Source organism: Lacinutrix sp. 5H-3-7-4 (assembly GCF_000211855.2).
GTDB lineage: Bacteria > Bacteroidota > Bacteroidia > Flavobacteriales > Flavobacteriaceae > Lacinutrix.
In genome coordinates, this window is sequence record NC_015638.1 from 1986552 (window position 1) to 2009713 (window position 23162).

At 31.3% G+C, this 23162-nt stretch carries 27 protein-coding genes and 1 other RNA gene; 16 read left to right on the forward strand and 12 right to left on the reverse strand.

The window, feature by feature from the left end; all coding sequences use genetic code 11:
• The first annotated feature begins 8 nt into the window (after positions 1 to 8).
• The 8 genes from LACAL_RS08815 (at position 9) to LACAL_RS08850 (ending at position 7153) form a co-directional block, all read left to right on the forward strand.
• Entirely contained in the window at positions 9 to 926 is a 918-nt protein-coding gene (locus LACAL_RS08815; RefSeq protein WP_013870380.1) for a polysaccharide lyase family 7 protein, read from the forward strand.
• A gap of 134 nt (positions 927 to 1060) precedes the next feature.
• Positions 1061 to 1762: a FadR/GntR family transcriptional regulator gene (locus LACAL_RS08820; RefSeq protein WP_013870381.1), complete on the forward strand. Its 702-nt coding sequence runs from the start codon at positions 1061 to 1063 to the stop codon at positions 1760 to 1762.
• A 29-nt stretch (positions 1763 to 1791) separates the two neighbouring features.
• Positions 1792 to 3093 (forward strand): MFS transporter, encoded by a 1302-nt coding sequence (locus LACAL_RS08825; protein WP_013870382.1) that lies wholly within the window; start codon positions 1792 to 1794, stop codon positions 3091 to 3093.
• A 72-nt stretch (positions 3094 to 3165) separates the two neighbouring features.
• Positions 3166 to 3930 carry an SDR family NAD(P)-dependent oxidoreductase gene (locus LACAL_RS08830; RefSeq protein WP_013870383.1) on the forward strand — a complete coding sequence of 255 codons (765 nt, stop codon included), beginning with the start codon at positions 3166 to 3168 and terminating at the stop codon, positions 3928 to 3930.
• Positions 3931 to 4056: 126 nt separating this feature from the next.
• A complete protein-coding gene (locus tag LACAL_RS08835; protein ID WP_013870384.1) occupies positions 4057 to 5079 on the forward strand; it encodes a sugar kinase in 1023 nt (340 codons plus the stop codon).
• Between the two features lie 9 nt (positions 5080 to 5088).
• On the forward strand, positions 5089 to 5757 hold the full coding sequence (locus LACAL_RS08840) for a bifunctional 4-hydroxy-2-oxoglutarate aldolase/2-dehydro-3-deoxy-phosphogluconate aldolase (RefSeq protein ID WP_013870385.1): 669 nt from the start codon (positions 5089 to 5091) through the stop codon (positions 5755 to 5757).
• Positions 5758 to 5764: 7 nt separating this feature from the next.
• Positions 5765 to 6274, forward strand: a complete 510-nt coding sequence (locus tag LACAL_RS08845) for a LacI family DNA-binding transcriptional regulator (RefSeq protein ID WP_013870386.1) — start codon at positions 5765 to 5767, stop codon at positions 6272 to 6274.
• A gap of 24 nt (positions 6275 to 6298) precedes the next feature.
• Positions 6299 to 7153: a DMT family transporter gene (locus LACAL_RS08850; protein ID WP_013870387.1), complete on the forward strand. Its 855-nt coding sequence runs from the start codon at positions 6299 to 6301 to the stop codon at positions 7151 to 7153.
• A gap of 163 nt (positions 7154 to 7316) precedes the next feature.
• On the opposite strand, the gene LACAL_RS15570 is transcribed toward LACAL_RS08850, so the two are convergent.
• The 10 genes from LACAL_RS15570 to ssrA form a co-directional block, all read right to left on the reverse strand.
• Positions 7317 to 7484, reverse strand: coding sequence for a transposase (locus LACAL_RS15570; protein WP_237700982.1), 168 nt, complete (start codon positions 7482 to 7484; stop codon positions 7317 to 7319).
• Between the two features lie 189 nt (positions 7485 to 7673).
• On the reverse strand, positions 7674 to 7967 hold the full coding sequence (locus LACAL_RS08855; protein WP_013870388.1) for a type II toxin-antitoxin system RelE/ParE family toxin: 294 nt from the start codon (positions 7965 to 7967) through the stop codon (positions 7674 to 7676).
• Positions 7958 to 8185, reverse strand: coding sequence for a hypothetical protein (locus LACAL_RS08860; protein ID WP_013870389.1), 228 nt, complete (start codon positions 8183 to 8185; stop codon positions 7958 to 7960). The genes LACAL_RS08855 and LACAL_RS08860 overlap by 10 nt, the downstream gene beginning before the upstream one ends.
• A 160-nt stretch (positions 8186 to 8345) precedes the next feature.
• The gene (locus LACAL_RS08865) at positions 8346 to 9197 is read right to left on the reverse strand and encodes an IS3 family transposase (protein WP_013870390.1); all 852 of its coding nucleotides are present in this window, start codon (positions 9195 to 9197) and stop codon (positions 8346 to 8348) included.
• 5 nt (positions 9198 to 9202) lie between these two features.
• Complete coding sequence (locus tag LACAL_RS08870; protein ID WP_013870391.1) at positions 9203 to 9568, reverse strand: transposase; 366 nt, start codon at positions 9566 to 9568, stop codon at positions 9203 to 9205.
• Positions 9569 to 9731: 163 nt separating this feature from the next.
• Positions 9732 to 10256: a hypothetical protein gene (locus LACAL_RS08875; RefSeq protein ID WP_013870392.1), complete on the reverse strand. Its 525-nt coding sequence runs from the start codon at positions 10254 to 10256 to the stop codon at positions 9732 to 9734.
• 2 nt (positions 10257 to 10258) lie between these two features.
• Positions 10259 to 10741, reverse strand: a complete 483-nt coding sequence (locus tag LACAL_RS08880; RefSeq protein ID WP_148256134.1) for a hypothetical protein — start codon at positions 10739 to 10741, stop codon at positions 10259 to 10261.
• Positions 10742 to 10887: 146 nt separating this feature from the next.
• On the reverse strand, positions 10888 to 11349 hold the full coding sequence (locus tag LACAL_RS08885) for a hypothetical protein (protein ID WP_013870394.1): 462 nt from the start codon (positions 11347 to 11349) through the stop codon (positions 10888 to 10890).
• Positions 11350 to 11504: 155 nt separating this feature from the next.
• Positions 11505 to 12485 carry a hypothetical protein gene (locus LACAL_RS08890; RefSeq protein ID WP_013870395.1) on the reverse strand — a complete coding sequence of 327 codons (981 nt, stop codon included), beginning with the start codon at positions 12483 to 12485 and terminating at the stop codon, positions 11505 to 11507.
• A gap of 430 nt (positions 12486 to 12915) precedes the next feature.
• Positions 12916 to 13312: a transfer-messenger RNA gene (gene ssrA / locus LACAL_RS15195) on the reverse strand.
• Between the two features lie 305 nt (positions 13313 to 13617).
• Here ssrA and LACAL_RS08895 point away from each other — a divergent pair.
• The 7 genes from LACAL_RS08895 to LACAL_RS08925 all read left to right on the forward strand — a co-directional run bounded on the left by LACAL_RS08895 (position 13618) and on the right by LACAL_RS08925 (position 19324).
• On the forward strand, positions 13618 to 13830 hold the full coding sequence (locus LACAL_RS08895; RefSeq protein ID WP_013870396.1) for a DUF2945 domain-containing protein: 213 nt from the start codon (positions 13618 to 13620) through the stop codon (positions 13828 to 13830).
• 60 nt (positions 13831 to 13890) lie between these two features.
• Positions 13891 to 15099 (forward strand): NAD(P)-dependent oxidoreductase, encoded by a 1209-nt coding sequence (locus tag LACAL_RS08900; protein ID WP_013870397.1) that lies wholly within the window; start codon positions 13891 to 13893, stop codon positions 15097 to 15099.
• The gene (locus LACAL_RS08905; RefSeq protein ID WP_013870398.1) at positions 15086 to 15925 is read left to right on the forward strand and encodes an SDR family oxidoreductase; all 840 of its coding nucleotides are present in this window, start codon (positions 15086 to 15088) and stop codon (positions 15923 to 15925) included. Before LACAL_RS08900 ends, LACAL_RS08905 begins: the two co-directional genes overlap by 14 nt.
• Before the next feature lie 75 nt (positions 15926 to 16000).
• On the forward strand, positions 16001 to 18202 hold the full coding sequence (locus LACAL_RS08910) for a carboxypeptidase-like regulatory domain-containing protein (RefSeq protein WP_013870399.1): 2202 nt from the start codon (positions 16001 to 16003) through the stop codon (positions 18200 to 18202).
• An 83-nt stretch (positions 18203 to 18285) separates the two neighbouring features.
• The gene (locus LACAL_RS08915; RefSeq protein WP_013870400.1) at positions 18286 to 18645 is read left to right on the forward strand and encodes a hypothetical protein; all 360 of its coding nucleotides are present in this window, start codon (positions 18286 to 18288) and stop codon (positions 18643 to 18645) included.
• A 59-nt stretch (positions 18646 to 18704) separates the two neighbouring features.
• Complete coding sequence (locus LACAL_RS08920) at positions 18705 to 18959, forward strand: hypothetical protein (RefSeq protein ID WP_013870401.1); 255 nt, start codon at positions 18705 to 18707, stop codon at positions 18957 to 18959.
• Positions 18956 to 19324, forward strand: coding sequence for a DUF1801 domain-containing protein (locus LACAL_RS08925; RefSeq protein ID WP_013870402.1), 369 nt, complete (start codon positions 18956 to 18958; stop codon positions 19322 to 19324). Before LACAL_RS08920 ends, LACAL_RS08925 begins: the two co-directional genes overlap by 4 nt.
• Here the strand turns inward: LACAL_RS08925 and LACAL_RS08930 are convergent.
• Together LACAL_RS08930 and kdsA are read right to left on the reverse strand one after the other, a co-directional pair.
• Entirely contained in the window at positions 19321 to 20181 is an 861-nt protein-coding gene (locus tag LACAL_RS08930) for a hypothetical protein (protein ID WP_013870403.1), read from the reverse strand. The genes LACAL_RS08925 and LACAL_RS08930 overlap by 4 nt on opposite strands.
• A gap of 21 nt (positions 20182 to 20202) precedes the next feature.
• On the reverse strand, positions 20203 to 21021 hold the full coding sequence (kdsA, locus tag LACAL_RS08935) for a 3-deoxy-8-phosphooctulonate synthase (RefSeq protein ID WP_013870404.1): 819 nt from the start codon (positions 21019 to 21021) through the stop codon (positions 20203 to 20205).
• Positions 21022 to 21294: 273 nt separating this feature from the next.
• Between kdsA and typA the strand changes: the two genes are divergently transcribed.
• A complete protein-coding gene (typA, locus tag LACAL_RS08940) occupies positions 21295 to 23094 on the forward strand; it encodes a translational GTPase TypA (RefSeq protein ID WP_013870405.1) in 1800 nt (599 codons plus the stop codon).
• Positions 23095 to 23162 lie beyond the last annotated feature (68 nt).

The following is a 23162-nucleotide window of genomic DNA, read 5'->3' on the forward strand; positions in this document are numbered from 1 at the left end:
TGAATCATATGCTTATAAAACTTAAATACCTACTAACATTATTAGTATTTGCTTCAGTCTTTAGTATTAATGCCCAATCTGAAAACTCTAAAGAATCAGATAAAACAGAAATTAAAAAAAAGAAAAAAAATAAAAAAAAGAAGAAAAAGAAAAAAATAAAATTACCAGATATAGACCTAACGCATTGGAAAGTTACAACTCCAGCTGGTGATGGTAAAAAACCATTAGAAGTTTCACCACCAGAAATTTTTAACTATGCTACAAATAAAGATTTAATGCCTTATATGTATAATGATTCGACTAAAGGAGCAATAGTATTCCATGCATTCCCTAGTAAGGCAACTACAACAAATACAAAGTATTCAAGATCAGAACTGCGAGAGCAAATGGTGTCTGGAGAAAACAATGTAAACTGGACCTTTAAACAAGGTGGAAAATTAAAAGGAAAGTTAGCTGTAGATGAGGTGACAAAAGATAAAGAAGGAAAATATCATCGCATAATTATCATGCAAATACATGGTAGATTAACAAATGAGCAAAGAGATTTAATAGGAGAAGATGACAATAATGCACCTCCAATATTAAAAATATATTGGGATAAAGGTAAAATTAGAGTTAAAACTAAAGTACTTAAAAATCCAAATGCAACAGGAAAAGCTTTACTTCACGAAGAAGCTTGGGGAGACGATGAAGGTTTTAATTTTAAACAAAAAGTTGGATTTAAAAAATTTAAACTTGAAGTACAAGTGTCAGACGGTAAAATGGTAATTATTTTAAATAATAATGAATATAAAGTTTATGAAAATATTCATATAAAAAAATGGGGAGTATTTGAAAATTATTTCAAAGCAGGAAATTATTTCCAAACAAGAGATGAAGGTGCGTTTGCTAAAGTTAGATATTACGAGTTAGAGGTGGAACATTAGCATTATAATTAGTCTGTTAGGCACCTAACAGTTAAACTTTATAGGTCTAAAAAAGGCCTAAAAGTTTAACTTAATGTTTTAGCAATAATGAAGTATTTTTGAATTTGGTAATTTTTATTTAAAAAGCAGAGAAAATGAAATTAGAGATATTAACAAATAGAGAAAAAGTAAACACGCAAAACCTTATAATATCTGGAATTAGAGATTTAATAAATAATAAAAATCTTGAGCCAGGAGATAAGTTACCTGCAGAACGTGTACTTTCAGAAAAGTTAGAAGTATCTAGAAGTAATATACGTGAAGCCATTCAAAAATTAGAGTTTTATGGCATATTAAAATCTATTCCGCAAAGCGGAACATTTGTAGCAAACATTGGAGTAATTGCGATGAACGGGATGATTGATGATATCTTAGGCTTAGAAGACCCAGATTTTAAATCTTTAGTAGAAACAAGAATATTATTAGAATTAAAAACAGTGAGGTTAGCTGCTTTAAGAAGAACTGATGAAGATTTAATAAAAATGAAAGAAGCCTTAGAGGCTTATACTCAAAAGGTTATTGCAGGTGAAGATGCAGTACAAGAAGATTTATTATTTCACCTAGCAATATCAAAAGCCAGTAGAAATAGTACAATAAACACGCTAATGTTAATGATTACGCCAGAGATAATTACAAATTTTGAAACATATCATGTTTGTGATAAAGGCTTAGCTCAATTAGGAATAAAAGAACATGAAGCCATTTTTGAAGCCATAAAACTTCAAAATCCAAAATTAGCAAAACAAAAAATGAAAGAACATTTTAGCGAACTATATAAGTATTGCTATAACGTTTAGTAAAAACAATAAATTTATATAATAAATACATGAAATTTAAAGGATTAAGATGGTGGGTTGTAGGTTTAGTAGCTTTAGCTGCAGTTATAAATTATATAGATAGGCAAGCGTTTGGAGCGCTTTGGCCAGATATTGCAAAAGAGTTATTTCCAGGAATGGGACCAGATGATACAAAAGCAATTTATGGTACTATTTCCGCTGTATTTATTTTATCATATGCTGCCGGTCAAACAATATTTGGAAAAATATTCGATTGGGTTGGAACTAGAATAGGTTTTGCATTATCTATTGGTATTTGGTCTATAGCAACTATGGTTCATGCCTTTGCAAAAGGAATGATTAGTTTCTCAATATTCAGATCAATATTAGGTATTGCAGAAGCAGGAAATTGGCCAGGAGCAGCAAAAGCAAATGCAGAGTGGTTTCCTACTAAAGAAAGGGCTTTCGCACAAGGTTTGTTTAATTCTGGTGCAGCTGTTGGAGGAATCGTAGCTTATCCAATTATTGGTCTTCTTTCGGCTTATCTATCATGGCAAGGCATATTTATTTGTGTAGGTTTAATAGGGTTTTTATGGTTGCTACCATGGTTTTACATAGTTAAAGCATCACCAAAAAAACATCCTTGGTTATCTGATGAAGAGAAAAAATATATTTTATCAGGCCAAAAAAATCAAGATTTAGATGAAGACGGAAACTATGATGATGGTTATGCTCCAAGTACTGGAGAACTTTTAAAGCGTAAAGAAAGTTGGGGTGTTATAATTGCCTCAGCAGCTATAGACCCAATTTGGTGGTTATTTATAGTTTGGATACCAATATATCTTAACGAAGTTTTTGGATTAAATGTAAAAGAAATTGCATTTTCAGCTTGGGTACCTTATGTAGGTGCTATGTTAGGCGCTTGGTTTGGAGGCCTTTTAGCCCAAAATAGATTAAGTTCAGGATGGTCAGTAGATAAAACACGTAAAATGGTAATTACATTAGGTTGTGTAATTATGATTCCATGTTTCATTCTATTAAGAGACCCAGGAACTGTAATGACAGCAGTAATTATTATGGCAGTATTACTATTTGGTTTTCAAACAGCAATTGGAAATGTACAAACATTACCAAGTGATATGTATAGTGGTAAAATAGTAGGTACTTTATCTGGTTTTTCTGGAACAGCTGCAAAACTAGGAGCTTTTGGGCTTACAATATTAGTTCCAATGTTAACTATGGGAGGTAATTATTCTTACGCATTTTTAATAGGTGGAGCATTGGCAGCAATAGCATTACTAGCTGTTTGGATTTTATGTCCTAAAATCGAGCCTTTAAAGCCTAGAGAATAATACATACAATTAAGAAAAATTTAAATCTAGAAAAAATAAATTGAATTTTAAAACAAGTAAAAACAATTAAAAATGAGTGAAAATAAAGGAAAAGTAGCTGTGGTAACGGGAGCTACAGGAGGTATTGGGTTTGAAGTAGCAAAAAGATTAGGTCAAGATGGTTATACTGTTATATTAAACGGTATAGATGACGAATCTGGAGCAGAAAGATTAAAAGAGTTAACATCTCAAGGCATTACTGCAGAGTATCTTGGTTTTGATGTAACAAAAGAAGACCAAGTTACCTCAAACATTACTCAAATTGGAGAAAAATATGGAAGAATAGATGTACTTGTAAACAATGCAGGTGGATTAGGTGGTAGATCTCGTTTCGAAGAGATGACTACAGACTTCTATAGAAATGTAATGGCTTTAAACTTGGATTCAGTATTTTTTGCTTCAAGAGCGGCTATACCTTTTCTAAAAAAAGGAGAACATCCTTCAATAATTAATTATACCTCTAATGCAGGTTGGACTGCTGGTGGACCAGGAGCAGGAATTTATGGTACATCAAAAGCTGGAGTACATGCAATAACTAGAGCGCTAGCAAAAGATTTAGCAGAATATGGAATAAGAGCAAATGCAGTCTCTCCAGGAACTATAGACACGCCTTTCCATGCTCAAATTAAAGCAACAAAACCAGAGGTTTTTGCTTCGTGGGCAAATAATATTATGTTAGGAAGACTAGGTCAACCAGAAGATGTTGCTGGAGTAGTTTCTTTTTTAGCAAGTAAAGACGCCTCTTTTATTACAGCAGAGACAATCCAGATTGGTGGTGGTCAAGCTTTAGGTATATAAAAAATAAAAAATTAGTAAGTCAAATAGTTTTATTTTAAAAGCTATTCTTTTAAATTATAAAAGAATAAATAGATAATAAAACTATTTGGCTTTTATATAATATTGAATAGTAATTAAACTCAAAAAATGAATAAAATTGTCACTTTCGGTGAGATTATGCTAAGACTTTCAACAGAGCGTCATTTAAGATTTTCACAAGCCAAAAAATTTGCAGCTACTTACGGTGGCGGAGAATTTAATGTAGCAGTATCTCTAGCTAACTATGGTATTCCTGCAGAGTTTGTTACTAGACTACCAGAAAACGAAATTGGAGCTTGTGCATTAAAAGAAATGCGTAAATTCAATATAGAATCTAAAAATGTAGTTTACGGTGGAGATAGATTAGGAATTTATTTTTTAGAAACAGGAGCAGGAACCAGAGGAAGTAATATAGTTTACGATAGAGCAAATAGTTCTATGGCAACTATAGAAAGAGGTTCAATAGATTGGGAATCTGTATTTAAAGATGCAACATGGTTTCATTGGAGTGGTATTACACCAGCAATTTCAGAGTCTGCTGCCCAAGAATGTTTAGAAGCTTTAAAAGTGGCTCATAAATTAGGAGTTACTATTTCTTCAGATTTAAATTATAGATCAAAACTGTGGCAGTATGGTAAAGAACCAAATGAAGTAATGCCAGAACTTTTAAAGTATAGTAACATTATTTTAGGAGATATAGATACCGCATTCTTTATGTTAGGTAAAGATAAAGTAAACCCTAACTATCAAAACGAAACATCCTTACCTGTTTTGTATGATCAACTTTTTAAGTTATGTCCTAATTTAAAAACAGTAGCAACAACTTTAAGATATTCTGTAAGCGCCTCACACCAGCGTATTGGTGGGATTTTGTATGATGGTAAAAGTATTTATAATGCAGATATTAAAGAAGTAACACCAGTTGTAGATAGAGTAGGTAGTGGAGATGCATTTATGGGAGGATTAATCTACGGGCTTGTAAACGATGTTAATAATAAACAAAGAGCATTAAATATAGCAGTAGCAGCATGTTGTTTAAAACATACTGTTTCTGGAGATTATAATTTAATTACACTAAATGAAATTGAAAAATTACTTAATGGAGATTCTTCAGGTAAAGTTTCAAGATAAAAAAATAGAATGGCACAATATTCAAGAATAGAAGTAGTAGAAGTAATGCGTAAAACAGGTTTAGTGCCTTTATTTTATGATAGTAATTTTGAAACTTGTAAAACTATAGCACAAACACTTTACAATGCAGGTGCTAGACTTATAGAGTTTACAGCACGAGGAGATTTTGCTCAAGATGTTTTTGCCAAACTTGTTAAGTTTTCAATAGAAAATTTACCAGGAATGATATTAGGCGTTGGCTCTATAACAGACGCAGCATCAGCATCAAATTATATGGCTTTAGGTGCTAATTTTATTGTAACTCCAGTTTTTAGAGAAGATATAGCAATAGTTTGTAATAGAAGAAAAGTATTGTGGTCACCAGGATGCGGTTCTCTAACAGAAATAGCAAAAGCCGAAGAGTTAGGCTGTGAAATTGTAAAACTATTTCCAGGAGGAATATATGGGCCAAATTTTATTAAAGCAATAAAAGGACCACAACCATGGACCACGATTATGCCTACAGGAGGTGTTTCGCCAACAAAAGAAAATTTAGAAAGTTGGTTTAATGCTGGAGCAACATGTGTAGGCATGGGATCAAAGCTTATTGTAAAAGATACTCAAGGTAATTACGATTTAAGTAAAATAGAAACCCTTACAAAATCTTCAATAGCTATTATAGAAACACTTAAATCTTAAAAAGAAATTGGAAACTAAAATTACATTAAAAGAATTATCTCGTATATCAGGTTTTTCTGTATCTACAGTTTCCAAAGCAATAAATAATAAGCTAGATATTAGCGAGAAAACTAAGCAGTTAATACATAGTATTGCAAAAGAGCATAATTATATTCCAAATACCTATGCTATAGGTTTAAGAAAAAAAAGAACTCAAGCAGTAGCAGTCATAGTGCCACAGGTTAATACAAATTTTTATAGCTGGTTTTTATTTAATTTAGAAAAACTAGCTTATAATAATGGTTATAAAATAGTGTTGTATCAATCTTTTGAATCTCCCGAAAAAGAAAAGGAGTGCATTAAAATTAGTAGTGATGGTAGTGTAGATGGTGTAATATTATTATCTAAAAACAAGCCTAAAATCTCAAATAATAATTACCCATTGGAGTTTATTCAAATAACAGAGCATCAATCTAAAGAGCAACTTGAAAAATACTGTATACATAGTTTTAATACATTATTAAAAAACATAGCATAAATTTTAAAAAGTAAAGATTTTAATATGCTTAAAAAAGCAATACTATATATGGTTCTAAGTGCTATAGCATTTACATTTTTAAATGTATTTGTAAAATCTTTAGGCGATTTTAGTGTATATCAAATAGTTTTTTTTAGATCATTAGGCTCCTTGTTTTTTACGATTCCATTTATCATAAAAAATAAAATTCCCATATTAGGAAATCAAAAAAAAATCCTAATATTTCGTAGCGTTTTTGGTTTAATATCAATGACGCTTTTCTTTTTATCCTTAAAACACATAGCAACAGGAACGGCAGTATCAATACGTTACATAGCACCGGTTTTTGCAGCAATATTTGCAGTCTTTTTTTTAAAAGAAAAAATAAAAATAATGCAATGGTTTTTATTTGTTTTAGCCTTTATAGGTGTTATAATTTTAAAAGGAATAGGTAATAACTTGCAAACGCAAGGTATATTATATGCTTTAATTTCAGCAATATTCGCAGGTTTAGTTTACATAAGTATTAGAAAAATAGGAGATAAAGACCATCCAGTAATAGTAGTAAATTATTTTATGGTAATATCTGTAATAGTTGGAGGTTTATTGTCAATTAGCAACTGGAAAACACCAATAGGCTCACAATGGTTAACGTTGTTAAGTTTAGGCTTTTTTGGCTATTTTGCACAATTGTACATGACAAAAGCGATGCAGTTAGGCGAAACAAACCAAATAGCGCCATTAAAATATTTAGAAGTAATATTCACCATGCTAATAGGAGTAATATGGTTAAGCGAAAAATATACATTTTGGAGTATTGTAGGTATAAGCTTAATATTATTAGCATTAGTTTTTAACTTAATTATAAAAAATAAAAAACGTCCTAAAACTAATACTTAGAGCGTTGTTTTTTTTTTTTTTTGAGAAGCTTAAGATGTCATTTGGTCAATTTTAGACTGGAAATCAATAATTTCTTTCTAATGTATAATTTCAATTTTCATTTCGTTTTCTGTAATAATATTCCAATTCAGATTTGAGTTAAATTGTCAAATATCGTTCTCAATCAGTATTTACAATTATACTTTTTAATCCACTCATTGACTGTTGTTGGTGCAATAGAGTAGAGTTTACAAAGTTCGCTTTTTGTGTGTTTTCCGGTTGTAAGTTCGGCTAAAATTTTTAATTTAAAAGGTTCTGAATACCGTCTAATTACTTTGTCGTTTTTGTACATAATTGTGTTAAATTATGTAGCCTTTATTCAGGACGGGTCAAAATGACTCACAACGTGTTTGTATATGGTTTGTTGCGTGATCAAGTCACTAAGTTAGTAAATAAAAATCGAATAGAAAGTCTGTAAGGACTTTCGTAAGCAGGCTAGAACCTAGCAATAAAATATATGCATTGTTGGCTTTTAGTGCTTTTATTTTATCGGTTTTTGTTTCGTTCCTCTAAAGTTAATGATTTCAATTAATTCCTTTTTTGGTTGAATTCTGTAGATTATATAATTGTTTTTGTCAACCAATCCTTTGTGAACATTATTATACTTTCCAGTTTGAGGACAAATTTTAGGATATTTGCTTATTCGAGTTAAAAGGTCATTAATATTCTGTTCTAAATTCAGAATTTCCATTATAGTCCATTCTTTCTCTAAATAATCCAAAACCTTATCTAATCCATTTTCAGCTTGTGGTGTCCAAACGATTTTTAATGCCATTTATCAAATCGTTTCATTACTGTTTCATTAGCTTTATATTCCCCTTTATCAGCTTGCGATAAACCAATCTTGATTTCTTCTTGTTCTTTTTTAGACATTTCATTCCACCAATCCACTTGCTCTTCCTCAAAAACAGATTTGAGTTTTTTTAAAATGCTTTCTTTCTGTGTTTGAAGTAAAAGATGCATTAATTCTAATTTTGTGGTCTCTATATTCATAATCCTAACTTTTGTTATAACAAAGATAGTTTTTTATCTACAAACTTTATTCCGAATTAATTTGATAATAATATTTTTAAGTTTGGACTTAAAGTTTGATGATTTTCGATGTCCTCCAGCATGTCTAGTCCTGAAATATGGCTACAGTTTAAAATTGAATTTACGCTGATAATTTATATACCATATTAGGTGTTTTATAGTCTAAAGATAAATGTAATCTTATTTCGTTGTATAAATTAATTGCATTTTTTGCAGCTCTTTTAGCGTGAGCCACGTTATCAAAGGTTTGGTCGAGATAGAATTCATCTTTAAGTATGCCGTTTACGCGTTCAGCCATGGCATTTTCGTAACAATGATTTTCTTCAGTCATACAAATATCTATCTTTTTACTTTTAAGTATTTGGGTGTATTGATTGCTACAATACTGTATTCCTCTATCGGAATGATGAATAAGTTGTTTAATGTTTTTAGCTTGATAAATAGCTTTATTTAACGCTCTTACACATCCTTTTAGTTCCAAGCTATCACTAAGATCATAGCCAACAATTTTGCGAGAGTGCATATCTGTTATTAAAGCGAGATAACAAAAACCTTTAATAGTTCTTATGTATGTTATATCACTTACCCACACTTGATTTGGCCTTGTAATTTCCATATCTTTTATCAGGTTATTATATTTGTAAAAGCGATGATAAGAATTCGTTGTTTTGGCACTAGTTTTCTTTCTAAGAGTCAGCATTTGGTGTTTTCTAAGCACGTTAAACAAAGCATCTCTACCAACTTTTAAGTTAGCTTTGATAAAATCGTCTTTTAGTGATTTTTCGAGTTTACGCACGCCTTCTCTAGGAAGGGATTTACGTCTTTTACTTACAATTTCTATAATTTGTTGTTCTATTTTTAAACGTTTATCAGCTCTAGATTTGTATTTATAATACGCATCACGTTTAAGTCCAAAACAACTAGCTATAGTTGATAAAGAAGCAAATCCCTTAGCTCTATTTCTAGTTTTAATAAAGGCTAGATATTGAGTTTTTTTTTAAGTTGCTGAACATTTTTATATCCTAATTTTTCAGCAGCTACCTCCAGGTAAGATTCTTCTACCATAGCATCGAGATCCTTTTTAAGCAGTAGCTTTTTAAGTTTTTCATTCTCTTTTTGTAGCGCTTTAATTCTAGATATTTCGTCTTTAGTTTCCACTTTTACTCTGGTGTTCATTAAGTCTTTACGATTATACTTTTTAATCCACTCGTTAACAGTTGTAGGTGCAATAGAGTAGAGTTTACAAAGTTCGCTCTTTGTGTGTTTACCTTTACTAAGTTCATCCAGAATTTTTAATTTAAAAGGTTCTGAATACCGTCTAATTACTTTGTCATTTTTGTACATAATTGTGTTAAATTATGTAGCCTTTATTCAGGACGGGTCAGCATTAACAATAACGGTTTTGTGTATGGTTAGTTGCGTGGTTAAGCAACTAATTTAGCAAATAAATCACAAATAGAATATTCCGCAGGAATGTTCGTAAGTCGGCAGTGAACCAAGCAATTAATTATACACGGTGTTGTAAAACGTTTTTATTCAGTAACTCTTTTTCAATACTTGTCCGAAATCCAATATAAGTTATTTCGGCAATATTTATTTTCTTATTTTCAATCCATTCCGCATCTTCATTCATTAATTTTAATTCCGCTTCATTTTCTGTTAGATTTTTAATTTGTCCGACAAAATATGAATCATCATCAGCTTCTGTAAATACTGCAATCAACTCTTCGTTTTCCAATTCCGATAAACATTCGAACATATTGTTCATTTTTTCGAGTGGTAGTTTTCCGATAAATTCAGAGTAATTGTTATTCTTTATTTCACTTAATTCTTCTTCGTCCCATTCTCGATATTTTTCAATTTCGAAATTTCTAATAATTGCAAAACCATCAAATTCTTTTGTCTCGTCATTAAAACAGATAAATATGAAGATATTGTCGTTAGATTTTAGGCAAATTCCTGAATAAACTTCGTCACGATTTGGTGCTAAATCAACGTGAATAGGAATCCCATTTTTGATGGTTTCTTGCATTTTTATTTAAGTTTACTCAATTCAGTTATTCTCTCTAATGCACTTATAAAGTTTTCTTGTTTTTCCGTATCACACCAATCAAATAAATAAATATTATAAGAATTTGTCATTTTAAAAGTCATATTTCTTTTGTCAGAATATTGAATAACAGAATCTTTTTCAGTTGCTTTAATGTTTATTTGTTTCATTGTATCTGTCAATGAATGAATAAAATTTATATCCACATAAATATCTTGTAATGGAATTTCCCACTTCTGAAAGAATTCTGTTTTAGATTTACCAATAAAGAAAGTTAAAGTAGAATCGGTTGGATTGTATTTCGCTTTAGTGTGAACTTCTAATTGATTTGCGTCAGTACACTCAAACATATAGTTTTCTATAATTCCACCTAAATAAGTCATATCAGTACTTTTTTCAATCTTGTCTTTTTCGGAAGAGCAAGAAAGAATTAAGAAGAATGTTAGTATGCTGATTGTCTTTTTCAAATGTTTTACAACGGTCTCGTATAACCGTCAGTTACGGATTTAAAGTTAATAATTTTCGGTTAAGCACTGACGTTAGCAATTCCGAGTGGATTCGGACGTAGTCGAATCCGCCGTAATTGCGGTTATACATTGTTGTGCAACGTTTTTTATTCAAATCGATAAATTTTACTTTTCTCCAAAATTATTAATTCCGCTTTCTGTCCGATTGAGTTAATATTCTCAATAATTTCGTCCGCAATCTTTTTTGCTTTTTCATATTTAACTTCTTTATTAAAAGTGAATTGAATTCCAGGCATTTCCCACGAAAAACTAAACTCATCTTCTCCAACAACATAAAAAGGCCAGTCGTCTTTAAATATTTTTTTCCAATCAAATGAATTCGGTGTCATTATTCTGTCATATTCCTCGTTTGGAATTTCATCAACTCCGGATATCAGAAACTCAAAATTTTCACCAGTCCAATTCGTTCGGTCAATATTTTCAGTTTTTATTTCCGCTTTGGGTTCAGTTTCCGCAGTTGTTCTTTCCGTAATTTTTTCAGTCGGTTTTTCTTTTGGAATATTATCCAGCTCGTTCAGTTTTTTCTTTAAAAATCGGAATAGTTTCATTTTTTGGTCAAATGTTGCACAACGGTCTTGTATAAGATTAGTTGCGTGGTTTAAGCACCTAATTTAGCAAATACAAACCGAATAGAAAATCCGCGAGGATTTTCGTAAGTAAGCTTGCACTAGCAATTAATTTTATACGTTGTTGTAGCACGTTTTTATTTTTCGTTCAGTTGATATTTATACTCAAATATTTCTTTTTCAGTTCCGTCAATTTTAATTACTTTTTCTAAAAATCCGACGTTATTGTATATAAACTGATAAGATTTGTTTTTACCAGTTAATATATAATCCTGTGATTTGTTTATTAGAATCGTATCATTCCTGTATTCGTAATTTTCTTTTTTCCAAAGTCCGTTTTTTATTGAATAAAAGTCAGATGAGATTAATCGGTTTGCAGAATTGTATTTGTTTTCAGACACCTTAAAATCGCCAGAATAGTTAATGATTGTATTTCCGTTTTTGTCAATCACATCATTGTCTAATATTTTATTTGTCTCGATAATTTTTTCTCTGTTTTCAGGGTAGAATATTTTGTCCTCGTATTTTTCTCCGTCTTTTGAATAATAGATAAATTCTCGGTTTAATCTGCCGTTGGAAAATTCCTGTTTTTGTTTTAATTCTCCATTTGCATTAAATATTTCTATTTTTTTAGAAACAATTTCTTTGTCGGTTCCGTAATCGATGGAAATCTTTTGGTTTTTGTCCTTTATAAAAATGTCTTTGTTTTTAAGTATTCTTCCGGGATTTTCATAAGTCAGCTTTGTGTCTTTCAAATATTCATATTCATAACCATATTTAAAATTTCCATTTGGCGAATAATGTGATGTTTTGATAACTCTCCCTTTTCCATCGTATTGATATTCACTTTTGTTGATTATTGTGTTATCATTCTCAATTATGGTGATAACGTTTCCGTTTTTGTCAAAGTTGATGTCGGATGAAATTTGTCCATCTCTAAAGCAAAGAAGTTGTTTTAGGTTGTTCTTTAATGCAAACTCTGTAAATGCGTCATTACTATTCCTTGTGTTTTGAGGAACGTTTAAAGTCGCTACAAATAATTTTCTTGGTTCGTGTTGAATCGTTTGTCCAAAGGAAAAATTAAATGCAAAAAAAATGATGATTAATAGTCTGTTCATTGATTTGGTCAAATGTGCTACAACAATTATATATACCAAACATAATCATTTTTGTACCGGTTAGCAAACAAATTTGGCGGTATATACCAACTTTTATTAGAGTTTGTATATATTTTATTTTTGGCAGGTTATCGCAACTTTTTTAAACTGTAATAATTTAAAAATAGTATTAATGTTCATTTATTTTTTATACCCAAATAATAATTTTAGTTTAATAAAGTATGTAACTTGTTGTGTAATTATTTTTTATTAAGATCTAGTATGGTTCTAAATAAATTATTATTTTAAGAGCTCATACAGTTGTTGGTTCTAGACTTGTTTAAGACTAAATACCAATTCAAACATCCCAATAACAATTGATGAAGTTTTTATCTACTTAATTATCGACAGTAAAAATAAAACCCTGTAAAACAGTATTTTACAGGGTTTTTTGTGGAGCCGGAGAGAATCGAACTCTCGTCCAAACAAGTAACCAAAGAGCTTTCTACACGTTTATTCTTTTCTTGGGTTTTCGATTAAAAGCTGGTTAAAGACAACCCACTTTTAACTTATCTTTTTTAGTTTCAAATAAGCATCAAAGCACTACCTATTCTATCTTGACATTTACGATGCCTCAAAATGGAACGCCGCCAATCAAGGCTTTCCGGAGACATAAAGCTTGCTCACCTTGTGAGCCGAGGCTTAATCCTACTATAATTCAGATTAGGCAGCTAAAGCGTAGTTATTCTCGCCGTTTAAAAAGTTGATCTAGCCTTTAACGTGTTTCAAAATCATTACACGACGTGCTTACTATTTAATTAATCTCGCTGTCAAAACCAGTCGGCCCCAAATATAAATAGGAAAACAAAAGTCTCTCAATTCAAAAAATTAAAAGAACTCTAATATAGTAATTTTGGCGTTACCAATACAAGCAGAAAAAGCTGGTATTGGTCAGGCTTTCCGCTATATCTTTTGCAAAAAAAGCAAAAGGATGCCGCATCAATCCTTAACGCGCTTCACCAAGAAACAATAGTATAAGTTTCAAAGGATGGCGAAATTAATAAAAAAATTAAATCAAAAGGCATACCAAATAGGATTTTTAAAAATATTAAGATAAATTTGATAAGCTATTATCAAAAAACAATCAATAATTATGATTAAAACAGGAACTCAAGTAAAATGGGATTGGGCAAACGGTACCGCAAGAGGTAAAGTAGAACAAAGCTATACAAAAGCAGTAACAAAAACCATAAAAGGAATAGAAGTTACAAGAAAAGGAGAACCAAACAATAAAGCATTGTACATAAAACAAGACGACGGAGACTTTGTATTAAAGTCAGAAAGCGAAGTATCCAGAGTCAATTAACTTTATTTGCGCAACGCGATTAATAGAAGTATTTTAGCGAAAACAACTAAGATATTTTACATGAAATTTGCAGTAATAAAAGAACGTAAAAACCCGCCAGATCGTCGTGTCGTATTTTCACCTCAAGATTTAAAAACCTTAAAAAGTAATTTTCCCGAGGCAGAAATTGTTATCGAGTCATCAAATATTAGAGTTTTTAACGATTCAGAATATAAAAATTTAGGTTTTACAGTTTCAGAAAATGTTGCAGATGCTAATGTAATGTTTGGAGTAAAAGAAGTGCCAATAGAAGCACTAATACCAAACAAAAAATATTTTTTCTTCAGCCATACCATTAAAAAACAACCATACAATCGTAAACTTTTAAAAGCTATTTTAAATAAAAAAATAGAACTTTACGACCATGAAACAATTGTGCGAGAAAACGGAGCACGATTAATAGGTTTTGGCCGCTATGCAGGATTAGTTGGCGCTTACAACGGTTTTAGAGCCTTAGGGATGCGTGACGGCTTATTTAACTTACCAAAAGTAGAAACCTTAAAAGATTTAGAAGCAGTAAAAGCAGAATTAAATAAAATAACAATTCCTAATATTAAAATATTACTTACAGGAACAGGAAAAGTAGCACACGGTGCTAAAGAAATTTTAGACCATTTAAATATAAAAGAAGTTAGTGACGCCTTATACTTAACAAGTGAATTTACAGAACCTGTGTATTGCATGGCAGACGTTATGGAATATGCAAAACGTAAAGACGGTAAGGTAGGTGATAAATTTGAGTTTTATAAAGATGCATCAGGTTATAAAAGTAATTTTATGCCATATGCCAAAGTTACAGATTTTTTTATTGCAGGACATTTTTATGGTGATGGTGCACCATACCTATTTACAAGAGAAGATGCTAAACACCCAGAATTTAAAATAAATCTTGTAGCAGATATATCTTGCGATATAGATGGACCAGTAGCCTCTACAATACGTCCATCTACAATAGCAGATCCGTTTTATGGTTACGATCCTAAAACCGAAAAAGAAGTAGCATTTAATGCTAAAAATGCCATTACAGTAATGGCAGTAGATAATTTACCTTGCGAACTACCAAAAGATGCCAGCGAAGGTTTTGGAGATATGTTTTTGCAACACGTTATTCCAGCTTTTTTTAATAACGATAAAAATGGTATTTTAAGTCGCGCCCGTATGACTAATAGTAAAGGTGAACTAACACAACGCTTTGCTTATTTGCAAGATTATGTAGATGGTAAAGAATAATAAAAATAAAACAGCAATAGTTACAGGTGCCGCATCTGGTATAGGTTTAGAGTTTACACACTTATTAGCTAAAGACAATTATAATTTGGTTTTAGTAGATGTAGATTATACAAAATTAAATGCGGTTAAAATTAAAATTGAAAAAGAGTACAATATTAATACTCAAATTATAGTATCAGACCTAAGTAAGGTAGATAGCGCTAAACATGTATATAGCCAGATAAATAGCAAAACAATAGATGTTTTAATAAATAATGCAGGTTTTGGTGTTTTTGGGTCTTTTTCAAATACCTCATGGAGTAAAGAAGCAAATATGTTGCATTTACATGTAATAACAGTAACGCAATTAACAAAGCTTGTGTTGCAAAATATGGAAGCACAAAATTCAGGAAAAATTTTAAATGTTTCCTCATTAGCAGCATTTATGCCTGGACCAATGATGGCTTTATATTATGCCTCAAAATCATATTTGTTATCCTTTTCAGAAGCTATTGCAAACGAGCTTAAGCACACAGGTATAACTGTAACCGCTTTATGCCCAGGACAAACAAATACGGGATTTCAGGATGTGGTTTCTAGCGCCTCAACTGAAAATAAAATAAACTTTAATATAGCATGCCCTAACGCAGTTGCCGTTTATGGTTATAAAGCAATGCATAAAGGAAGAGTAGTGGCTATTCCAGGTATGTTTAATAAGTTTTTAGCTACTTTGCCAAGATTTTTAACTAGAAATAGAGTACGTACTATTGTAAGAAATGTTCAAGATAAAAACCGTAATTCTAAAAATAATAAGGTTAAATCTAAAACTATAAAAAAAGCATCTTAATACTTAAAAATAAAAAAAGCAGTTAGTAAAAAGTAAAAACTAGTTGTTATATTTAAAAGTAATAAATAAAAAAATATGAAATTTATAAAAAACATATTAGCAATAATTTTGTTAGTTGCTATTACAGCTTGTGAGAGTGATAATAATATACCAATTAATGAAAATACTGAGCAAGGTGAAATAAATCCGTTTTTAGAAAATTTTGGGTCAGATATACAAGCCCGATTTATTGGTAGTGTAGTTAATGAAGAAAATAATCCAATTGCAGGAGTAGAAATTAGAATAGGTAATGCATTTGCAGTTACAGATGCTAATGGTGTATTTTCAATTTTAGAAGCAACAGTTTATGAGAAGTTTGCATATGTTAAAGCTACTAAACCTGGATTTATAGATGGATCAAGAGCAATTGTTCCTACAAGCGGTACAAATAAGGTAAAAATAATGCTATTGTCTTTAGAACCTGTTGTAACGTTAACACCAGGACAATTATTAACTATAGATCTACCAGATGGAACAGAGGTTGATTTACCTGGAGATTATGTAGATGAGTTTGGGCAACCGTATTTAAATGGAGATGTAGATGTGTCTTTAAAAGGTTTAAATGTAGATAATGAAAATATGGCAATACAAATGCCAGGAATGCTAATAGCCGAAACTATAGATGGAGATTTAAGAGCCTTAGAAACCTATGGTATGATAGCCGTAGAATTACGAGGAACAAATGGAGAAGAACTAAGTTTAGCTCAAGGTTCTCCAGCAACAATTAGAGTGCCAGTTGGAGGTAGTATAGCAAATGCACCTGCAACAATACCGCTTTGGTATTTTGATGACGATAATGGGTACTGGAAAGAAGAAGGAACAGCAACATTACAAGGTAATAGATATATTGGAGAAGTAGCACATTTTAGTTTCTGGAATTGCGACGACCCATTTGCATCTATACAATTGTGTGTAACTGTAGAAGACGAAACAGGAAACCCATTAGGATTTGTACCAGTAGAATTGCAAAGAGAAATAGCAGGATGGAATTCTGCATCATCAGGTTATACAAATAGCACTGGTATTACATGTGGTTTAGTACCTGCAAACGAAACTTTAACTTTAACAATTGATAATTTTGGGTGTCCGGGAAATAATATAACCACTACAATTGGACCATTTTCTCAAGACGAAAATATAACAGTAACCCTTTCAAATACAGCTACATTATCTACAACATTAACAGCAAATTTTACGTCTTGTAATGATGCAGAAATAACAAATGGATATATACAATTAGTATACGCTAATCAAACTAGTGTTATACCAGTAACAAATAGTGAGTTTTCTCAAACTATAAATTATTGTGCATCAAACACAGCATACTCGATTCAGTTTGTAGATGTAAATAATGGGCAGTCCTCTGGTGTAATAACAGGAAATTTTAGTGGGCCAACAACAGATTTTGGTTCGCAAATGTCTTGTGAAAATGTTGGTGATGCAGATAGTGATGGCGTTTTAGATTTAGATGAAGATTTAAACAATAATAATAACCTGGAAGACGATGATACAGATCAAGACGGTACTCCAAACTATTTAGATGAAGACGATGATGGTGACGGTATTAATACAATTGATGAAGATTATGATTTTGATGGAGACCCAACTAACGAAGATAGTGATGGCGATGGTATACCAGACTACTTAGACCCACAAGATGTAATAGATTTTAATTCAGAAATTTATGCAAACAATTGTGAAGATAATGTTTTAGAGTACGATTTAACCGAAACTTATGGTGTAACCTACACAAACACAACATTTACTTATTTTGAAACACAAGCCGATGCAGAGGCAAACGTAAATGCTATAATAAATACAACAGCTTACGAAAATGGTGCAATGTTACAACAAGTTTATGTGAGAGCTACAAATACAGTAAGTAATCAATTTTCTGTAGGATTTATTTATTTTTTAGGAGCAAATAATACAGATACCGATAATGATGGATTAACAGATTGTGAAGAAACTACAGGTGTAAACGATCCAAATACACCACTTAATCCCAACGGTGTTATAACAGACCCAAACAATGCTTGCGATCCATTTACACCAAACTCATCACAAGATTGCGATGGTGATGGTTTAACAAATTTAGAAGAAACCAATGGGCCAGATGGCACAGCAGGTACAGGAGACGAAACAGATGCAACAAATCCAGATACCGATGGAGATGGCGTTAATGATGGAGACGAAATTGAAAACGGTACAGATCCCAACGACCCAAACGATTTTTAATTCATAATTATTTTTAAAAAAAAGGCGCAATTTTGCGCCTCTTTTTTTAAATTTAAACTTTAACCAATTAAAAAACAAATAACATGATTGTTACATTATTAATTATAGCAAACATTGCAGGAGGCATACTTCTAGGTTTAGCAACATTAGATAAATGGGATGGAGAACGTAATTTTTTTAATAAAATAGCAGGTGTTTTAGCGCCTTTTCAAACTATTATTGGCGCAGCATTAGTAATACTTGGTTTATTGCGTTTGTTTGGTTCTGGTAGCTTATTTTTTAATATAGTAAGTGTTTTAGGAGGTTTTTTGCTATTAACACATGTTATTGTAAAAGCACCTGCATTTAAAGATTCTTTACAAAAACTATCAGATAAACTAATGCCGTTTAAAGCTGTTATCGGGATAGCGATGATTGCTATTGGTTTAATTAGTTTATTTTAAACGTTAATTATTTGTTAATTGAATGTAAATTAATTTTCTTTGTGTAAACTCCATGTTACATGAAAATTAATTGGCAAAACCATTCTAACCTTACACATAAAGAGGTAGAAGAACTTACAGCCATAGAATATAATCTTAGAAAAAAGATTGTTAGTATTTTAATTGCTGAAGCTAAAGAAGAATATAGTGGAGATTTTTCTGGTTATGAATTTGATTTTGATGTAGAAACAAAACAAATTGAAATCTCAAATAAAACACCAGAACCTATGTATTCAGAATTTAAAGCCATTTTAAAGAAACGTGGTAATTTGTGAATCCTGCTGAAACATATATAAACAATCAACCAGAACCATATCGTGCAATATTAATGCATGTTCAAGCTATTATAGAGCATACTTTACCAGAGGTAGATTTAAAATACAAATGGAGTATACCGTGTTACTATGTTGGTAAACGCCCAATATGTTATTTAAATGCCAATCACAAAAATAAATTTGTAGATGTAGCTTTTTGGCACTCGGCTTATATTACTAAACATAAAGCGTTATTGGTAGGTGAGAACAGAAAGGTTGTAAAATCGCTTCGTTATAAAAGTTTAGAAGCGATTAACGATACTGTTTTAGTCGATATTTTAAAAGAAATTTATACTTTTAAAGATAGCAGTTTCTATAACCGTTAAAGCCTAAATATACCTCCTACAGAAATAACGCGTTGTAAAAACCAAAAATGTTGTGAAGCACTTTCGTTTGTATTACTCGTTGTTCTAATATCTGGCATATTTATAAAACCACCACGTAAATCGCCTTGAATATAAAAATGCTTGAAAAAAGTAAGGTTTAAACCTACATTTAAATGCAAACCGTAACCAGAAATATGAAATTGATCATACCTGTCTTTTAACAACAGTGTAGTATTTGTTTTTGGATATAATACACCAGCACCAAAGCCCTCGGTAATATTTACTTGAAACTTATCTGTATTTGGTAAATTAAAAAGGCTTGAAATATCATCATGTCTTGCAAATTCTAAATACACGTAGTTTAATCCGTTAGTATGTTCAAACTGTAAAAATTCTCTTGAAACAAAATAATCGTCACCATTGTAAATACCATTAAACTGGCTTCCTGGTTCATCTTCAGGTAAATTTATATAACCAGAAACACTTTTAGTTGTATTTTCTACTAGTACATATTTCATGTGGTCTACACCTAGTGAAATTGAGTACTTGTCGTTTATAAAATACCCAAGTTTAAAGTTTGTTTGTGGTATTGTAATACGTGTTGGGTTTATATAATCTATATGCCAACCTTTAGGTTTGTCTTTTGCAGAGGCATCTTTTACGGTAAAAGCATAGTTTTCTCCTTCAAATCTTATATCAGATTTAGAAAACGTTTCTCTGTTTCCTCCCCAACTAATATAAAATTTACCTTTGTTAGAGCTGGTGTATTTAGTTAAAACTTCTTCTTGAGAAAAAGAAAAAAGAGTAGCGAAAAATGAAACTAAAAGAAATAGTTTCTTAGTATGTAAATGTATCATTAAAGATAATGTAGAATAAGTTTAAAGTGAGTTAACAACTTTACGTATTGCTGTTAAATTAGTTAGTAGGGTTTCTAAATTATCTAAATGCAGCATATTTGCACCATCACTTTTTGCATTAGCTGGATCAAAATGTGTTTCTATAAATAAACCGTCTACATTGTTTACAACGCCTGCTCGTGCAATAGTTTCTATCATGTCTGGTCTTCCGCCAGTAACACCAACACTTTGATTTGGTTGTTGTAAGGAGTGTGTTACATCTAATACGGTTGGTGCATATTGTTTCATGGTTGGAATACCACGAAAATCTACAATCATATCTTGATAGCCAAACATAGTACCACGATCTGTAATCCAAGCTTTATCGCTACCAGAATCTTTTACTTTTTGTACAGCATGTTTCATGGCTTCAGGACTCATAAACTGTCCTTTTTTTAAGTTTACAACTTTTCCTGTTTTTGCAGCAGCTACAACTAAATCTGTTTGGCGTACTAAAAATGCTGGAATTTGTAAAACATCTACATATTGTGCAGCTAATGCAGCATCACTAGTTTCATGAATATCTGTAACTGTTGGTACATCAAATTTTTCTGAAACTTTTGCTAATATTTCTAAAGCCTTTTCATTTCCAATACCTGTAAAACTATCTATTCTACTTCGGTTGGCTTTTTTAAAGCTGCCTTTAAATACATAAGGTATTTGTAATTTGTTTGTTATTTCTACAACGCGCTCGGCAATTCTAAACGCCATTTCTTCGCCTTCTATGGCGCATGGTCCACATAATAGAAAGAAATTATTTGAGTTTGTATGTTTTATTTTTGGAATGTCTTGCAACTGCATAATCTATGTTCTTAATTAAGGCTGCAAAGATAATACTAAAAAACTGATTTTTGGCAAGCCCGCATTAGCGATAGTAACGGCATCCTTTTTTGTGTGCGCTTATGCACAAAAAAGATATAGTGAATAGCGCGACCTTTTGTAGCTTAGTCTTTTACAAGAATTTTAGTACAAATTTTAATTGGCTACAACAGGAAATGCCTAAAAAAAAAATAAAAGTATATAAATCAATAAAAATTAAGTACCTTTGCACGCTTAAAATAAGGCACTAATACTATGGCTAAAATTAAAAATATCGCAATTATTGCGCACGTAGATCACGGTAAAACAACTTTGGTAGATAAAATTATGTACCACTGCCAACTGTTTCGTGAGAATGAAAACACTGGAGATTTAATTCTTGACAATAATGATTTAGAGCGTGAGCGTGGTATTACCATTACGTCTAAAAACGTTTCGGTTGTATATAAGGATACTAAAATTAATATTATAGATACGCCTGGTCACGCCGATTTTGGAGGTGAAGTAGAGCGTGTTTTAAATATGGCTGATGGTGTTTTATTATTGGTAGATGCTTTTGAAGGCCCAATGCCACAAACGCGTTTTGTATTACAAAAAGCGATTGATTTAGGTTTAAAGCCTTGTGTAGTTGTAAACAAAGTTGATAAGGAAAACTGTACTCCAGAAGAAGTACATGAAAAAGTTTTTGACTTAATGTTTGAATTAGGTGCAGAAGAGTGGCAGTTAGATTTCCCTACAGTTTATGGTAGTGCTAAAAATAACTGGATGAGTGATGACTGGAAAAATGAAACTGAAAACATCGAGCCTTTATTAGATATGGTTATTGAGCATATTCCTGAGCCTAAAATAGAACAAGGAACAACTCAAATGTTAATTACATCTTTAGATTTCTCTAGCTTTACTGGGCGTATTGCTATTGGGCGTTTAACTAGAGGTGAATTAAAAGTAGGACAAAATATTTCTTTAGTTAAAAGAGATGGTTCTATTGTTAAAAATAAAATAAAAGAGCTTCATACTTTTGAAGGACTTGGTCGTTTAAAAGTAGAAGAAGTACAAACTGGAGATATTTGTGCAATTGTTGGTTTAGAAGGTTTTGAAATTGGTGATACTGTTGCCGATTTTGAAAACCCTGAAGGACTTAAAACTATTGCTATTGATGAGCCTACAATGAGTATGTTATTTACAATTAACGATTCTCCGTTTTTTGGTAAAGACGGAAAATTTGTAACATCTCGTCACATTAAAGACCGTTTAGCTAAAGAATTAGAAAAAAACTTAGCACTTAGAGTACAGGATACAGATAGTGCAGATAAGTTTATGGTTTTTGGTCGTGGTGTATTACACTTATCGGTTTTAATAGAAACTATGCGTCGTGAAGGTTACGAGCTTCAAATTGGACAACCACAAGTAATCATTAAAGAAATTGATGGTGTTAAATGTGAACCAGTTGAGGAAATGACTATAGATTTACCTGAAAATGTTTCTGGTAAAGCAATAGAAATGGTTACTATGCGTAAAGGTGAAATGTTAAGCATGGAAGCTAAAGGTGAACGTATGGTTTGTGAATTTATAGTGCCATCTCGTGGTATTATTGGTTTACGTAACCAGTTATTAACGGCTACTGCTGGTGAGGCTATTATGGCACACCGTTTTAAAGAATATCAACCATTAAAAGGTGGTATTCCAGAACGTCAAAATGGATCGTTAGTATCTATGGAAAAAGGTACAGCTATTCCTTACTCGATTGATAAATTACAAGATAGAGGTAAGTTTTTTGTAGATCCAGGTGAAGATATTTACGAAGGTCAAGTTATTGGAGAAAATTCTCGTGGTGATGATATGACTGTAAATATTACAAAAACTAAAAAATTATCTAACGTACGTTCTTCTGGTGCAGATGATAAAGCTAAAATTGTTCCTGCAATTAAATTCTCTTTAGAAGAAGCTTTAGAATACATCCAGAAAGATGAGTATGTTGAGGTAACGCCAAACCACTTAAGAATACGTAAAATATACTTAACTGAAAACGAGCGTAAAAGAAATAAAATTATATAATTTTTTTAAAATTATAATAAATAGTTTAAAGAGAAATACCTTGTGGTATTTCTCTTTTTTATGATATA

Excerpts from the sequence above, each read along its gene's own strand:
- LACAL_RS08815 (WP_013870380.1), top strand. The coding sequence starts at position 9 with ATGCTTATAAAACTTAAATACCTACTAACATTATTAGTATTTGCTTCA.
- LACAL_RS08820 (WP_013870381.1), top strand. The coding sequence starts at position 1,061 with ATGAAATTAGAGATATTAACAAATAGAGAAAAAGTAAACACGCAAAAC.
- LACAL_RS08825 (WP_013870382.1), top strand. The coding sequence starts at position 1,792 with ATGAAATTTAAAGGATTAAGATGGTGGGTTGTAGGTTTAGTAGCTTTA.
- LACAL_RS08830 (WP_013870383.1), top strand. The coding sequence starts at position 3,166 with ATGAGTGAAAATAAAGGAAAAGTAGCTGTGGTAACGGGAGCTACAGGA.
- LACAL_RS08835 (WP_013870384.1), top strand. The coding sequence starts at position 4,057 with ATGAATAAAATTGTCACTTTCGGTGAGATTATGCTAAGACTTTCAACA.
- LACAL_RS08840 (WP_013870385.1), top strand. The coding sequence starts at position 5,089 with ATGGCACAATATTCAAGAATAGAAGTAGTAGAAGTAATGCGTAAAACA.
- LACAL_RS08850 (WP_013870387.1), top strand. The coding sequence starts at position 6,299 with ATGCTTAAAAAAGCAATACTATATATGGTTCTAAGTGCTATAGCATTT.
- LACAL_RS15570 (WP_237700982.1), bottom strand. The coding sequence starts at position 7,484 with ATGTACAAAAACGACAAAGTAATTAGACGGTATTCAGAACCTTTTAAA.
- LACAL_RS08855 (WP_013870388.1), bottom strand. The coding sequence starts at position 7,967 with ATGGCATTAAAAATCGTTTGGACACCACAAGCTGAAAATGGATTAGAT.
- LACAL_RS08860 (WP_013870389.1), bottom strand. The coding sequence starts at position 8,185 with ATGAATATAGAGACCACAAAATTAGAATTAATGCATCTTTTACTTCAA.
- LACAL_RS08870 (WP_013870391.1), bottom strand. The coding sequence starts at position 9,568 with ATGTACAAAAATGACAAAGTAATTAGACGGTATTCAGAACCTTTTAAA.
- LACAL_RS08875 (WP_013870392.1), bottom strand. The coding sequence starts at position 10,256 with ATGCAAGAAACCATCAAAAATGGGATTCCTATTCACGTTGATTTAGCA.
- LACAL_RS08885 (WP_013870394.1), bottom strand. The coding sequence starts at position 11,349 with ATGAAACTATTCCGATTTTTAAAGAAAAAACTGAACGAGCTGGATAAT.
- LACAL_RS08890 (WP_013870395.1), bottom strand. The coding sequence starts at position 12,485 with ATGAACAGACTATTAATCATCATTTTTTTTGCATTTAATTTTTCCTTT.
- LACAL_RS08895 (WP_013870396.1), top strand. The coding sequence starts at position 13,618 with ATGATTAAAACAGGAACTCAAGTAAAATGGGATTGGGCAAACGGTACC.
- LACAL_RS08900 (WP_013870397.1), top strand. The coding sequence starts at position 13,891 with ATGAAATTTGCAGTAATAAAAGAACGTAAAAACCCGCCAGATCGTCGT.
- LACAL_RS08905 (WP_013870398.1), top strand. The coding sequence starts at position 15,086 with ATGGTAAAGAATAATAAAAATAAAACAGCAATAGTTACAGGTGCCGCA.
- LACAL_RS08910 (WP_013870399.1), top strand. The coding sequence starts at position 16,001 with ATGAAATTTATAAAAAACATATTAGCAATAATTTTGTTAGTTGCTATT.
- LACAL_RS08915 (WP_013870400.1), top strand. The coding sequence starts at position 18,286 with ATGATTGTTACATTATTAATTATAGCAAACATTGCAGGAGGCATACTT.
- LACAL_RS08920 (WP_013870401.1), top strand. The coding sequence starts at position 18,705 with ATGAAAATTAATTGGCAAAACCATTCTAACCTTACACATAAAGAGGTA.
- LACAL_RS08930 (WP_013870403.1), bottom strand. The coding sequence starts at position 20,181 with ATGATACATTTACATACTAAGAAACTATTTCTTTTAGTTTCATTTTTC.
- kdsA (WP_013870404.1), bottom strand. The coding sequence starts at position 21,021 with ATGCAGTTGCAAGACATTCCAAAAATAAAACATACAAACTCAAATAAT.
- typA (WP_013870405.1), top strand. The coding sequence starts at position 21,295 with ATGGCTAAAATTAAAAATATCGCAATTATTGCGCACGTAGATCACGGT.